General features: G+C 60.2%; 16 protein-coding genes. 15 read left to right on the top strand and 1 reads right to left on the bottom strand.

The features are described from left to right. Positions 1-137 precede the first annotated feature (137 nt). Positions 138-1,088 (top strand): siderophore-interacting protein, encoded by a 951-nt coding sequence (locus HBN68_RS08445; RefSeq protein ID WP_169963403.1) that lies wholly within the window; start codon positions 138-140, stop codon positions 1,086-1,088. A gap of 96 nt (positions 1,089-1,184) precedes the next feature. On the opposite strand, the gene HBN68_RS08440 is transcribed toward HBN68_RS08445, so the two are convergent. Next, a complete protein-coding gene (locus HBN68_RS08440; protein ID WP_169963405.1) occupies positions 1,185-2,054 on the bottom strand; it encodes a YceK/YidQ family lipoprotein in 870 nt (289 codons plus the stop codon). Positions 2,055-2,326: 272 nt separating this feature from the next. Between HBN68_RS08440 and HBN68_RS08435 the strand changes: the two genes are divergently transcribed. The 14 genes from HBN68_RS08435 (at position 2,327) to HBN68_RS08370 (ending at position 13,947) form a co-directional block, all read left to right on the top strand. Continuing rightward, positions 2,327-3,535 carry a PepSY domain-containing protein gene (locus tag HBN68_RS08435; RefSeq protein WP_169963616.1) on the top strand — a complete coding sequence of 403 codons (1,209 nt, stop codon included), beginning with the start codon at positions 2,327-2,329 and terminating at the stop codon, positions 3,533-3,535. Further along, positions 3,532-4,074, top strand: a complete 543-nt coding sequence (locus HBN68_RS08430) for a thiamine pyrophosphate-binding protein (RefSeq protein WP_094994440.1) — start codon at positions 3,532-3,534, stop codon at positions 4,072-4,074. Before HBN68_RS08435 ends, HBN68_RS08430 begins: the two co-directional genes overlap by 4 nt. Positions 4,075-4,109: 35 nt before the next feature. Then, positions 4,110-4,415: a hypothetical protein gene (locus tag HBN68_RS08425; protein ID WP_169963619.1), complete on the top strand. Its 306-nt coding sequence runs from the start codon at positions 4,110-4,112 to the stop codon at positions 4,413-4,415. Continuing rightward, positions 4,412-4,966 (top strand): DUF6162 family protein, encoded by a 555-nt coding sequence (locus tag HBN68_RS08420; protein WP_094994442.1) that lies wholly within the window; start codon positions 4,412-4,414, stop codon positions 4,964-4,966. Before HBN68_RS08425 ends, HBN68_RS08420 begins: the two co-directional genes overlap by 4 nt. A gap of 34 nt (positions 4,967-5,000) precedes the next feature. Continuing rightward, positions 5,001-5,939, top strand: a complete 939-nt coding sequence (locus tag HBN68_RS08415) for a metal ABC transporter substrate-binding protein (RefSeq protein ID WP_094994443.1) — start codon at positions 5,001-5,003, stop codon at positions 5,937-5,939. Beyond that, complete coding sequence (locus HBN68_RS08410; RefSeq protein WP_169963407.1) at positions 5,936-6,691, top strand: metal ABC transporter ATP-binding protein; 756 nt, start codon at positions 5,936-5,938, stop codon at positions 6,689-6,691. The genes HBN68_RS08415 and HBN68_RS08410 overlap by 4 nt, the downstream gene beginning before the upstream one ends. Beyond that, positions 6,688-7,587, top strand: coding sequence for a metal ABC transporter permease (locus HBN68_RS08405; RefSeq protein WP_169963409.1), 900 nt, complete (start codon positions 6,688-6,690; stop codon positions 7,585-7,587). Before HBN68_RS08410 ends, HBN68_RS08405 begins: the two co-directional genes overlap by 4 nt. Further along, positions 7,588-8,493, top strand: a complete 906-nt coding sequence (locus HBN68_RS08400) for a zinc ABC transporter substrate-binding protein (protein ID WP_169963411.1) — start codon at positions 7,588-7,590, stop codon at positions 8,491-8,493. Positions 8,494-8,653: 160 nt separating this feature from the next. After that, entirely contained in the window at positions 8,654-8,905 is a 252-nt protein-coding gene (locus tag HBN68_RS08395; protein ID WP_094994447.1) for a DUF1654 domain-containing protein, read from the top strand. Between the two features lie 4 nt (positions 8,906-8,909). Continuing rightward, positions 8,910-9,599 (top strand): endonuclease I family protein, encoded by a 690-nt coding sequence (locus tag HBN68_RS08390; RefSeq protein WP_169963413.1) that lies wholly within the window; start codon positions 8,910-8,912, stop codon positions 9,597-9,599. Between the two features lie 154 nt (positions 9,600-9,753). Beyond that, the gene (locus tag HBN68_RS08385; RefSeq protein ID WP_169963415.1) at positions 9,754-10,467 is read left to right on the top strand and encodes a GntR family transcriptional regulator; all 714 of its coding nucleotides are present in this window, start codon (positions 9,754-9,756) and stop codon (positions 10,465-10,467) included. After that, positions 10,464-11,468, top strand: a complete 1,005-nt coding sequence (locus tag HBN68_RS08380) for an ADP-ribosylglycohydrolase family protein (protein ID WP_169963416.1) — start codon at positions 10,464-10,466, stop codon at positions 11,466-11,468. The genes HBN68_RS08385 and HBN68_RS08380 overlap by 4 nt, the downstream gene beginning before the upstream one ends. Positions 11,469-11,564: 96 nt before the next feature. Beyond that, positions 11,565-13,028: a cytosine permease gene (locus HBN68_RS08375; RefSeq protein WP_169963418.1), complete on the top strand. Its 1,464-nt coding sequence runs from the start codon at positions 11,565-11,567 to the stop codon at positions 13,026-13,028. Further along, a complete protein-coding gene (locus HBN68_RS08370) occupies positions 13,021-13,947 on the top strand; it encodes a PfkB family carbohydrate kinase (protein ID WP_169963419.1) in 927 nt (308 codons plus the stop codon). Before HBN68_RS08375 ends, HBN68_RS08370 begins: the two co-directional genes overlap by 8 nt. The last annotated feature ends 126 nt before the right edge of the window (positions 13,948-14,073 follow it).

Raw genomic sequence — 14,073 nt, 5'->3', positions numbered from 1 at the left:
CGCGGCGGAAAATTAACCTGCATGCGCACCCGCCTGGCAGGCGGGTATTGGAGGTTTTTCAAGGTGGCCGCTGCGGCTAAATACCGGCAGCACTCACTCGTTATCAAGCATGACATCCACTGACCAAGGTGCTGTTTATGTCTGTCGCCGCGACGCTGGTGCACGCTCTGCGCAAACGCCTGAGCAAACCCGGCGGTTATGAACTGTTCGACATCCGCCTCAAACAGCGCATCGCCTTGAGCCCTTCGCTGATGCGTTTCGTTTTTACCGGCGATGAGGTGGGACTGATGCAAATACTGGCGCCGGATCAGCGGGTCAAGCTGTTCTTTCCGAGCACCGATGGCACCTCGCCCTGCCTGCCCAATAGCGGTGACTGGCAAGCGGCGCGACGAGCCTTGAGCGCCGAGAAAACACCGCCCATGCGCACCTACACCCTGCGCAACCTGCGGCCCGATGCCCACGAGCTGGACATCGACTTCGTCTTGCATGGGGAAACAGGCCCGGCCTCGCGCTGGGCCATGCACTGCCAGCCGGGTGACCGCTTGCAGATCGTCGCGCCCCATGCGGCGTACCGTGGCGACCCCGGTGGCTATGAATGGCAGCCGCCTCACGGGGTGCGACACGTGTTATTAATCGGCGACGAAACCGCACTGCCGGCGCTGGCCGGAATTCTGGAACAACTGGCCGACCATCCCGATGCGCCGCACGTTCAAGCCTTTATCGAGGTCCCCGAAGAGGCGGACTGCCTGCCCCTGCTCTGCGGCCTCAATGCCAAGGTGCATTGGCTGCCCCGCGCCAGCCTGGGCAAACGCCACGGCGAAGGCATGATCCTGGCGGCCCGGGAACTGGCGAGCTTGCCGCCGATGCGTGCAGCACTGCATATTCCAACGCCCGTTGAAGCGTTGGATTTGAACACGCAGCGCCCATGGGAACGCGCCAGCGCCAAACAGGGCGACTTTTATGCGTGGATTGCGGGTGAGTCCGCAGCCGTGATGGCCATACGACAATTCTTGATCAACGAACAAGGGCTGGCACGTCAGCAACTGACGTTAATGGGGTATTGGAAACAGGGGCGGTCGCTGGAATAACAACTAAAGTGTGTCGCGATTGAGCATAACCCTGTTCAACCGCGCACACTTGAGTTGCTTGACCCGTCAGCGCGTTCGACAACAACAGGTAATTAATCACACATCAACTTCGGACTTTCGATACTTTTCACCCTGAATAACAATTGTCTTGTCATTCACATCAGGGACAGGGCATTTAGCGAGCGCGGCTTGATTTTTCAATGTTTTATATAAGGCCTGCACATCAGGCCGGTATAACGCACCCGCGTCGTAGTCGGCCCGACTGGAACGAAAGAACACAACTTCATTACACGGCATGAAAAAAAGGATGATGGAATTGTCTGCGACCTCGTCGACGGGGGCCAGAAGTGCTTCTTTTATTTTTATTGTATTTCGATAATGCTCACCATTCGCCGCCTGATACACCGGACCCACTTTGTGAAAACTGTATGTTGTGCCTGAATCGTAGGGATAACGTGAAAACAACCGTGGCGGGTTGATGACGCCTGCAACGGGTTTGATACCCCCTGCGGAGCGGGGCGCTGACACGGCACGAGCCGTATAGCTATCCTCCTTCAGGGTCGCAGTCGTGCCAATGAAATCAGTGTTGTTTCGAGGTGCATCATAACGCGGCCAAATTGCATAATCGAAGTCATCACCACCGGTTAAATTAATACTGTAAAGCGGGGCCGAATAACCCACGGGACGGGGTGGATCTTTGACCTGCGACCTCTTCTTTAGCCAAACATCAATCGGATACAAAACAATATCCACTGCCAAATCCACCGGCATGGAGGCGATTCCCATCATCGGGAGCAACCCGAGTGTACCTATCCAGAGAAAGGGCTCTTTGACCATTTTCATATCTTCTCGAACCCCGCTAAACCCTCCTGACCGCTCACTCATCAACGTCCCACATCCGGACATCAGCGACATACACACCACCAACACATATCCCTGTATTTCTTTATGGCGACTGACGTTCATTGCAACTCCTTGCCTCTTCTTTTTATCTGGTTTTTAACGGATGCACATGAATAAATCTATAAATTAACAGGTCGCAATGCCTATATTTTTGCCCATGTATGTGACTATCAACAAAACTGAATACCCTCTCTGAAATGCCCTACGAAAACGCGCTGTAATAATTCTTTACATCTCAAGGTTCGGGTTTCGGCCTGCTCATCCGTCCTACATGGATAAGCAATCGCTTCTCAATGGCGATTAACACCCGCTCAACCGCGAGTTTGCCGTTACCCATGTCCAAAAAATCCCGTTCCAAGCTCTGGTTTCTGGTGCACAGCTGGCTCACGTTGCCGATCTGGTTCTTCGTGCTGATCGTGTGCGTGACCGGCACCCTGGCGGTGGTCAGCCAGGAAATTGTGTGGCTGGCGACCCCTGAAGCCCGTGCCAGCCAGCCCTGGGACGATGCGCCGTTGCTCAGCTATGAACAGGTGCTCACTGCCCTTCATCAGGCCGAGCCGACCCTGGCAGTGCAGTCGATCAGCCGCCCGGACGAGGCCCACTTCGCGCTGGTGGCCGATGTGGTGTACCCCGACGGGCGCTCACCTTCGCTGTATATCAACCCCTACACCGGCGCCATTCAGGGCGAGAGCCCGCGTTTCAACTTCAAGGCTTTCACCCGCGCCCTGCACGGCTGGTGGCTGGTGCCGTTCACCAATGGGTACAGCTGGGGCTGGTATTTGGTGTCGTTCCTCGGCCTGCCGTTGCTGGGCTCGTTGATTACCGGGCTGGTGGTCTACAAGAAATTCTGGAAAGGCTTTTTCAAACCCAACTTGCGCTTCAAGCACGGCGCGCGGATTTTTTGGGGCGATTTCCATCGCCTGTGCGGCATCTGGTCGATCTGGTTTATCGCGGTGATTTCCATCACCGGCCTGTGGTTTCTGATTCAGGCGTTCATGTTCGATAACCAGATTTCCATTTCAACGGCTGGCAACCCGCCGGTGGTGGCGCGTCAGGATGTACCGATCATGCCCGACGGCACCCCGGCGCCGCAGATCAGTCTGGACAAGGCCGTGTCGATTGCCGCCGAGAAGATCCCCGGGCTCGAAGCCAGTTTCATCAGCCTGCCCAGCAATGCTTACGGCCATATCGAAGTCGGCGGCCCGGGCTGGTACCCGCTGTTGTTCCAGACCGCCGAGATCAACCCGTACAACGGTCTGATTGAAGGCTCGCGCATGATTGCCGACCGCTCCGGGCTGGAGCTGGTCACCGAGTCGATGCGCCCCCTGCACACCGGCGACTTTGGTGGCATTTGGGTCAAGTTGATCTGGTTCTTCTTCGGCCTGATCCTGAGCCTGATGGTGCTTAGCGGGTTGCTGATCTGGACCAAACGCACTGCGCTGGCCACCGCCCACGCCCTCAAACGCAGCCACAAACCGGCCCGCACGCACGCCACTCACACCGCCCAAGCGCGAACCGACGCGCCCTCGGAGACCCACGCATGAGCAAGGCCGTGATCACACAGCCCGCCTCGCCCTTGAGCCGCTGGTGGCACAAATGGCGCTTCCACCTGAACATACTGCTGTTACTGGTGCCGCTGGGGTTCATGCCCAAGTACTTCGCTGATGCGTCGCTGTTTCGCGGCGACAGCGGCTTGGGCGAGCGTGACATCGGCACCCTGCAGGTCGGGCCCTGGCGCCTGCAACTGGCCGAGCTGCGCGACGAAGCGCCACGTCCGGACGGGCCGGCGGGCTACATGAAAAACTTTAATGCGGCCTTGTGCGACGCCTGCATCGAACCGGTCAAGGCGGTCTATCTGCGCATCGGCAAACCCCGCAGCCTGCGCACCGCCGGGGTGATTTTCTTCGGCACGCCGTATCGCCTGGGCGCCACCGTTCCCGTGCCGCTGCGTACTAAAGAGGATGCCGAGCTGTGGGTCACCCTCGAAGGCTGGGACGGTTCGGTGCATCAAGCATCCATCCCCCTCAAAACGGCATCACCGGCCACCGTGGCCTGGTTAAAACAACAAGGAGGCAAGCAATGAACGTGCAACTGTCCCGACTCCCTGTGCGACGCCTGATGGCTGCGGGCTTTGCAGCATGCATGGCCATGAGCAATCAGGCGTTTGCGCACAACCCGATGTGCGAATGCAAAGCACTCGACGGCGAGCAGATCCGCTGTACGGGCGGGTTTTCGGACGGCAGTGGCGCGCCCGGCGTCACCCTCGACGTCATCGGTTACGACGAAACCATTCTGGTGCCGGGCAAGCTGGGGCAGGACTCAAGCCTGACGTTCAAAAAACCCGATGGCGAGTTTTACGTGCTGTTTGACGCCGGCCCCGGGCACATCGTCGAAATCGACCAAGCCGACATCGAGGCCCCATGAATACTCACGTGGTACGCCCCGCCGGAGCCGGGCATGAAACGCTGTACGTCCTGCTGTTATGCCTGTTAATCCTGAGCATTGCCGGTGCGGTGGTGGCGTGGCGCCACGAATCGCTGACCGAGACCCCGGTAGCGGCCCATCAAGTGGATGCACGCCGGGACATGAACGCCGCCGAGCAAGGAATCTACGCCGACCTGCGGGTCACTCTCGACGAAATCCGGCTGCTGCGCGAAGACGCCAATGCGCTGCCCGAGCCGTCCGAACTCGCCGCTGACGGGTTTGCCCCTTTTGCTGTCGATGCCAGCTCAGTCAGCCGTGGGGGCCACGTGTGGCAATTGCTGGGCGACCAGGCGTACCTGGGCGTGAGCCCCCACCCCGAGGTCGCGGGTTCGTTTTTGTTGCGCATTGGCACCCAACCGGATGTATGGCTCAACCGCAACAGCACGCTCAGCGTACCTGCCGACCTCAGCGACGCTGCCCTGATCCAGAGCGGCTGGCAGCAAGTGACCGCGCACTTCGATGCCGGGGTCACTCGCCAGCATCGGCACTGAACCCACCGCTTGACCTCAGAGAAGACTGCTCGCCATGTCCATTTCATCTGTTCTGCGTCGCCGCACCCTGTTGCTGGCCGGCCTGTTTGCCATGTGCCTTGCCCCGCTCGCCTGGGCCGACACCCCGACACCGCTGGCCAAGCCCTTGCGCATCGGCATCACTTTGCACCCCTATTACAGCTACGTGAGCAACATCGTCGGCGACAAGGCCGAGGTGGTGCCGCTGATCCCCGCCGGTTTTAACCCTCACGCCTACGAACCGCGGGCTGAAGACATCAAACGCATCGGCACGCTGGATGTGATCGTGCTCAACGGCGTGGGCCATGACGACTTCGCTGACCGCATGATCGAAGCCAGCGAAACGCCCGGCATCCCGGTGATAGAGGCCAATCAGAACGTGCCGTTGCTGGCCGCCACCGGCAATGCCGCGCGCGGTGCAGGCAAAGTGGTCAACCCTCATACCTTCCTGTCCATCAGCGCATCGATTGCCCAGGTCAACAACATCGCCCGCGAGCTGGGCAAGCTGGACCCGGCCAATGCCAAAACCTACACCGCCAATGCCCGGGCTTATGGCAAACGCCTACGCCAGATGCGGGCAGATGCGCTGGCCAAACTGACCCGGGCCCCCAATGCAGATTTACGGGTGGCCACCGTGCATGCCGCCTATGACTATCTATTGCGCGAGTTTGGCCTTGAAGTCACGGCCGTGGTCGAACCTGCCCACGGCATCGAACCCAGCCCGAGCCAGTTGAAAAAGACCATCGACCAACTGCGCGCACTGGATGTGAAGGTGATTTTCTCGGAGATGGACTTCCCCTCCACCTACGTCGACACCATCCAGCGTGAGTCAGGGGTCAAGCTCTACCCGCTGTCGCACATTTCCTATGGCGACTACAGCGCCGACAAATACGAAAAAGAAATGACCGGCAACCTCAACACCGTGGTCACCGCCATACAGGAGGCCGGAGCATGAGTGCTGCCCAACCTCTGGTCACCCTCGCCACCGGCCCGGGGGTTGAGTTCGATCAGGTCTCGCTGACCCTGGGACAGACAACCATTCTCGATCACGTCAGTTTCACCATCCGCCCCGGCAGCGTCCATGCGCTGGTTGGCCCCAATGGCGGCGGTAAAAGTTCGCTCATCAAAACCCTGCTGGGGCAAATGCCTCACCAGGGTCGGCTGTGCCTGAACTGGCCGGGCGCAACGGGCCCGATCGGCTACGTGCCGCAAGCACTGGAATTCGACCGTGGCCTGCCCATGACCGTGGACGATTTCATGGCCGCCATGTGCCAGCGTCGCCCAGCCTTTCTGGGCCTGTCGCGCAAGGTGGCGCCCGCCATTGGTGAAGCACTGGAGCGGGTCGGCATGCAGGACAAACGCAAGCGCCGCATGGGCGCGTTGTCCGGCGGTGAACGCCAGCGTGTGCTGCTGGCTCAGGGCCTGATCCCGGCCCCGCAGCTCTTGGTACTGGACGAACCCATGTCCGCACTGGACGAAGCTGGCGCCCGCGTGTTTGAACGCTTACTCACGGATTGGCAGCAGGCGGGTGTCACCGTGGTGTGGATCGAACACGACCTGGCCGCCGTCAAGCGATTGGCCGAACGCGTGACGGGGCTCAACCGGCGCGTGCTGTTCGACGGCCCACCCGGACAGACCCTGAGCCCGGAACGCCTGCTGGACCTGTTTGCGACACACCCCACCGGTAACGGGAGCAATAACGTATGAGTTACGAAGCGTTTCGCCTGATGGTTCAAGGCTGGGCGTCGGCTGGCTATTTGCCCGAGGTGCTGGCCTACGGGTTCGTGGTCAACGCGTTGCTGGCGGGTCTGTTGATCGGCCCGGTACTCGGCGGGCTGGGTACGCTGGTGGTGGTCAAGCGCTTCGCGTTTTTCTCCGAAGCGGTGGGCCACGCGGCACTCACAGGAGTGGCCATCGGTATTTTGCTCGGCGAACCCTACACCGGGCCATACGGCAGCCTGTTCGGCTATTGCCTGCTGTTTGGCGTGTCACTCAATTATTTGCGCAACCGCACCGGCTTGGCGCCCGACACCCTGATTGGCGTTTTCCTCTCGGTGTCACTGGCGCTGGGTGCCAGCTTGCTGCTGATTCTGGCTGGCAAGATTAACGTTCATATTCTCGAAAACGTGCTGTTTGGTTCCGTGCTCACCGTCAACGGCAACGATTTGCTGGTACTGGCGATTGTTGGCGCACTGGTGCTGGGGCTGAGCCTGCCGCTGTACAACCGCATCATGCTCGCCAGTTTCAACCCGCAACTGGCCGCCGTGCGCGGTGTGCCCGTCAAAGCGCTGGATTACCTGTTCGTGATTCTGGTGACGCTGATCACGGTCGCGGCGGTCAAGGTCATCGGCGCCATTCTGGTCGGCGCCCTGCTGGTGATCCCGGCAGCGGCTGCGCGGCTGTTAAGCCAGTCGCTGAAGGGCTTCTTCTGGATTTCGGTGTTGATCGCCACGTGCAGTACGTTGTGCGGAATTATGGTGCCCATCGTATTCGACCTGCCAATCCCCTCCGGCGCCGCAATCATTCTGGTGGCCGGTATCGCCTTCGCCCTCGCCGCTATCGCCCGCGGCGTGCTCCCCAGCCTGAAAGGGAATATTGGATAAATGCCAACTCTGCGCACACTCACCCTCACACTGGCCCTGACCGGCTTGCTCAGCACCCCACTCATGGCCGCCGACCTGCCTGCCCAACCGGTGCGCATTCTGGCCAGCGTGCCGATCACCGTGGGCCTGGGCCAGTTGCTGCTCAAGGACACAGGCGTGATTCTGGAGCGCGCTGCAGCTGCCAATCTGCCGGGCAGCCGCCAAAGCGCTTACTTCAGCGGGCGCGGCGCGGGTGCCCTGCACCAACTGGCCGAACACGCCGACGCCGTGATTGGTCTGCGCTCGGTATGGCGCGACGACCCGCTCTACCCCATGGCACGTCGCAGCAATATACGCATCGTCGAAATCGACGCCGCACGCCCGGTGGATGGCAGCCTGCCGGGTATCGCCTTGCAACCGGGCGCCGAGCGCGATGGCCTGAACAGCCAACCGTGGCTGGTCAGCAATAACATGGGGCGCATGGCGGACGTCATGGCAGCCGATCTGGCGCGGCTGGCCCCTGACGCCAAGCCGCAGATCGAAGCCAATCTGGCCACCCTCAAGCAACGCCTGTTGAAACTCAGCGCCGACAGCGAACAGCAGTTGGCCCACGTCGACAACATGAGCGTCGTCAACCTGTCCGACCGACTCGATTACCTGGTGGCAGGGTTGAATCTGGAACCGGTGACGATCGATCATCCAGCAGACCAGCCCTGGACCCCCGAAGCCCTCAAGACCCTGACGCAAACCCTTAAAGACAACGACGTGGCGCTGGTCCTGGACCATCGCGCACCCAGCGAAGCGCTGAAAACCGCCGTGGCACAAAGCGGCAGTGAGCTGGTGGTGATCCGCGCCGACGGGGCTGACCCGGTGGCGCAGTTGCAAGCGACTATTGAGACCCTCATCACGGCGCTCAGCCACAGGTAATACCCTGTCGAGGGTGTATGTACCGCGTGCACAACCGGGTTGGCGCCGCGCCCCAAGACGCGTTGACTGCGCATGACCCGCCATGACGACGCACCAAAAGGTTGCGAAATGCCGCGCAGTTAAATACTGTATGCACATACAGCTAACCAAGGACCGCATCATGGCTAAAAAAGCAGCGAAAGCACCTACTCCACCGTCCCCCTACGAATTGTTCGGACTTCGCATACAAAAAGAAATTAGCTCTCCCAAGGCACAAAAAGCCAAAATGGCGGTCCTTTTGCCTCAGGAAGGCGATAACCCGGAGTTCTGGGAGCGCCTGCTGGAAGAAATCTCCGAAAACGACAACGTCACCGTTGCACACCGCGATGATGGTGGTGTGAATGTTTTCTGGACTGTGCTTGAGGAAGACTGAGTCAATGAGGGTTTGTTTACTGGCATTTGCCAGCCTCTTCACTGTTTTAAGCGTTCAAGCGGCTGCGCCGCAAACCTTTAGTGAAGCGAAAAAGGTTGCCTGGAAACTCTACGCACCTCAATCCACCGAGTTTTACTGTGGCTGCAAATACACAGGTAACCGCGTCAACCTGCAAGCCTGTGGTTATGTGCCGCGCAAGAATGCCAACCGCGCGGCACGCATCGAATGGGAACACATCGTGCCCGCCTGGCAGATTGGCCATCAACGCCAGTGCTGGCAAAAAGGAGGACGTAAAAACTGCACCCGCAATGACCCGGTGTACAAAGTGGCAGAAGCCGATTTGCATAACCTGGTGCCGAGCATTGGAGAGGTCAACGGCGATCGCAACAATTTCAGTTTTGGCTGGCTACCGCAGCAGCCGGGGCAATACGGTTCGTGCCTGACCCAAGTGGACTTCAAGGCCAAAAAAGTCATGCCCCGACCTTCCATCCGGGGGATGATTGCACGCACCTATTTCTACATGAGCAAACGCTACAATTTGCGCTTGTCCAAACAGGATCGCCAGTTATACGAAGCGTGGAACAAGACGTACCCGGTGCAAGCCTGGGAGCGTCAGCGTAACCAGGCCGTCGCCTGTGTCATGGGCCGGGGTAACGACTTCGTCGGGCCCGTCAATCTCAAGGCCTGCGGCTAGATCTACGCGCGTTTTTACACACCCTTGAATCCCGCATCTGCGCCAGGTTCAAGGGTTTTTCTCGTCGTCGCCCAGACGTCGCGTCATGGAATTTGCCCTCGATCCAGAGGCCCATTTATTGCCGAAGTGCCATTATTGAGCTATTACTCTGCACATGATTAGACAAGCTCGATTCAATAAGAAACAACACGTGGTAGAAGAACTTGTTCACCGAATAGAAAACGGGCTTTTAGTTGATGGTTTACCCCTGCCGGAAGAAGACAAGTTGGCGCAAGAACTGGGTGTCAGCCGCAATACGTTGCGTCAGGCCTTGAGCGAACTCGAACGCCGCCGTTACATCGCGACCCGCACGGGTGGCGGATCTGTCGTGACCTACGACGGCATCACCTTGGACCAACACAATGGCTGGACCCAGGCGCTGGCCGATACCGGCGCGCGCATCCATACCGAACTGTTGCGTTTCGAAGCCATTGAGCGCCCAGAATTGCTCCCTCAGTTTGGTGTCAGCCAGTTCATTACCCTGGACCGTCGACGCCGTCGCGCCGATGGCACTGCGGTGTCACTGGAGCGCTCATTGATGCCGGCCACCAACGGCCTTGAAAGCTTGCCACGGGTCGGACTGATCGACGATTCACTCACGATCACCCTCGCCGCCTATGGCTTTGTGGGTGAGCGTGGCGATCAATGGATCGGTGCCGAGCCGTTGGGCGAAGAAGACGCGCTGTTACTCGGGCGTCCCGCCGGCACTGTATTCCTCAGCGCTTTGCGCACCACCTATGACCGGCAAGGCCGTTTCATGGAGCAGGTCGAAAGCTGGCTCGATCCGCAGCACTTCCGCATGCACCAGTCATTCGGAACACCCACATGACACAACGTGATCGGGCGCTGGGCGCGTTTTACGGGCTGGCCCTGGGGGACGCGCTTGGCATGCCCACGCAGTCGTTCAGCCGTGCCGACATCGTTGCCCGCTTCGGTCACATCACCACGCTGGAAGACGCGCCCGCCGACCAGCCCATCGCGCCGAACATGCCCAAGGGCTCAATCACCGACGACACCGAGCAAGCCCTGCTCGTCGGTCAGCTACTTATCGAAAACCAGGCCTGCATCCCTCCCGACCAATTGGCACAACGGCTGATCGACTGGGAGGCCGGAATGCAGGCCAAAGGCTCGCAAGACTTGCTGGGGCCATCCACCAAGCGGGCCATCAGCCTGATCCTGGCGGGCCACAGCCCCGATGAAGCGGGCCGTTATGGCATCACCAACGGTGCGGCCATGCGCATTACGCCTGTGGGCATCGTCAGCGATGTGGCGCAGCAAGAACGGTTTATCACCGCGGTGGTTCAAGCCTGCCAAGTCACCCACAACACCAGCCTGGGCATCGCCAGCGCTGCCGCCGTGGCAGCCGTGGTGTCCAGCGGGATTAATGGCAAACCACTCGAACACGCCTTGAATGCCGCCACTGAAATCGCCTACATGGCCGAGCATTACGGCCACTGGGTGGCGGGTGCACGTATCGGGCCACGCCTACGTTGGGCCCGGGACGCCAGCGCGCATTGCAACAACGATAACGTCGGGGACCTGTTGTACGACGTCATAGGCACCTCGGTCGCTTCGCAAGAATCGGTGGTCGCCGCCTTCGCGTTGGCACAGCGGGTGGCCAGTGGCTACATGAGCAGCTTTGATGCCGTGTGCATGGCCGCCAGCATTGGCGGCGACACGGACACCATCGCCGCCGTGCTCGGGGCTATGCTGGGCGCCTGTGAGGGTCTTGGCGCCTGGCCCACGGCACTGATCGGGCACGTGCAAGACGTCAATCATTTGCAACTTGAACCGCTGGTACAGGCGCTATTGGCCCTTCGCAACGCTTAGCTCACCCCCTCGCAATGGACTGCACTCCGGCTTGCTGCCCGAAACCGGCGTGGCACGCTGTTTAAAAACGATAAAAAAGCATCAGGAGCGACACCCATGAGCCACCCTCACGTCGGCCACAGCGCCGGACAATTGGAAACCCGGGGTATCGAGCCCGTCCCGGACATAGAGTGCAATGGCAATCCGCTGCAATTGTTCTGGGTTTGGTTCGCTGCAAACATCAGTATTTTGGGCCTGCCCTTGGGCGCCACGCTGGTGGCCTTTCACCAGTTGGCGATCTGGCAAGTGATGCTTGTCGCGTTGATCGGCGCCGCAGGCTCATTCGCCGTGGTCGGGGTCATTTCCATTGCGGGCCGACGTGGCCGGGCACCGAGCCTGACCTTGTCGCGGGCCATTTTCGGCGTGCGCGGCAATATCGGTCCGACACTGGTGTCGCTGATGTCGAGGGTGGGCTGGGAAACCGTGAATACCATCACTGCTGCGTTTGTGTTGCTGGCCCTGAGTGCCATCCTCTTTGGCACCCCGACCGACGCCAAAAGCGCCCCGCTCCTGACCCTGCTGTTCATCGCCATTTTTGCCCTGCTCACGTTGTCGGTTTCCGGGCTGGGTCACGCCACCTTGCTGGTCATCCAAAAATGGGCCACGTATGTGTTTGGCGCCCTCAATGTGCTGGTCGGCGGATTCCTGTGCGCAATTATCGACTGGCAAGGCGTGTTTGCAGCGCCTTCGGCCCCCATGAGTGCGGTGATTATTGGTATCGGCATCATGGCCGCAGGCACGGGCATCGGCTGGGCGAATGCCGGGGCCGACATGTCGCGCTATCAGAAACACAGCGTCAGTGGTCCGCAACTGGTAGCGTCTGCCGCCTTGGGCGCCGGCATACCGCTGGTGCTGCTCATTACGCTCGGCGGTTTGCTGACCGTGGGCAATCATGAATTGGCCTCGGCCACCGACCCGGTTGCCGCCATCCGCAACCTGTTGCCCGCCTGGATGGCCGTGCCCTATCTGCTCAGCGCCTTCGGCGGCCTGTTGCTGTCCAACCACCTGTCGGTGTACTCGGCGGGCCTGACCACGTTAACCCTCGGGGTAAAACTCAAACGGGTTCAGGCGGTGGTCGTGGATATCGTCGCCATCCTGAGTGGTTCGATTTACTTCATGTTGTACGCAGACGGATTTTATGGACCCTTCATTACCTTTATCTCCCTGACGGCCATTCCGATTACCGCGTGGGTCGCCATCTTTGTTGTGGACCTGATCCATCGTCATTACTACAGCCCCCGGGACTTGATGGACGCCAGCCCTCGCAGTGCCTATTGGTATAGCGGCGGCATTGAATGGCGCGCCTTGGGCGCCTGGGCCGTGGCGCTGATCCTGGGGTTCTGCTTTACCCGAGTGGGCAGCAGCGAAGCGGACTGGTTTGTCGGCCCGCTGGCAGATTCCTGGCTGGGGCATAACGGGATGGGCTGGGTGGTGACATTTGTGGTGGCTGGCGGGTTGTATGCCCTGCTGGGCGGCGCCCGGGACCGGCGTCTGAGTGTCACGGAGCCTGCCCATGCCTAGGTTGCTGCACACAGGCCAAATCATCATCGATCTGGTCATGGCCCTCGACACCCTGCCGCCCTCGGGCGGTGATGCGCTGGCCAGCAGTGCCAGCTTTCAGGCCGGGGGCGGCTTTAATGTCATGGCTGCTGCGCGGCGCAGCGGCCTGGACACCGCGTACCTGGGGCGACACGGTCAGGGCCAGATGGGTGAACTGGCGCGTCAGGCCATGTTCAGCGAAGGCATCACCGCGACCCTGCCGCCCGACCCGCACCAAGACACCGGGTTATGCGTCGCCCTGACCGAAGCCAGCGCCGAACGTACTTTCATTTCGTACATCGGCGTCGAGGGCGTGTTGACCGCTGATGACCTGCAACAGGTACGGGTGGCGCAAGATGACTATGTGTATGTCAGCGGTTATAGCCTGCTTGAGCCTGGCAAAGCGCAACCGTTAATCGCGTGGCTGCTGGCGTTGCCGAACGACATCCACCTGAGTTTTGACCCCGGCCCGTTGCTCCTCGACATAGCGCCAGCCCTATTGGACGCGCTCTTGCCGCGCCTGAACCTGTGGACCAGCAATCGTCATGAAGCCCAGGCCCTGACAGGTACCCGCACGCTGGACGAAGCCTTGAAGGCCCTGGATGCACGTTTGCCCGGTACCTGCCTGAAGGTGGTCCGTGATGGCCCGCATGGCTGCCGGGTCAGCGATGCTCAGGGCCATCACCCGATTGCCGGGTTCACAGTGCAGGCGCTGGACACCAATGGCGCAGGTGATGCTCATACCGGGGTGATGCTGGCCGCGCTGGCAACCGGGGTTGCCCCGTGTGAAGCCGCACGCCGGGCCAACGCAGCGGCGGCCATCGCGGTCACACGCAGAGGGCCGGCCACGGCACCGACCAAGGCGCAGATCGATGCGTTCCTGGCCGATCAACGCACCTGAGCGATCCAGGTCAAATTCCATTTCTGCACAGCTTTAAGGGTATTTCTTACAATCAACCCGACCAAAGACTGTAACCAGAAGTGTATAAAACCTGCATAAAAGCTGGAAAATGCCCAAAGGGCTGTT

This window comes from Pseudomonas sp. WS 5078 (genome assembly GCF_012985745.1).
Lineage (GTDB): Bacteria > Pseudomonadota > Gammaproteobacteria > Pseudomonadales > Pseudomonadaceae > Aquipseudomonas > Aquipseudomonas lundensis_A.
The sequence above is the reverse complement of the archived record's forward strand: the minus strand, read 5'-3'. Positions and strand labels throughout refer to the sequence as shown.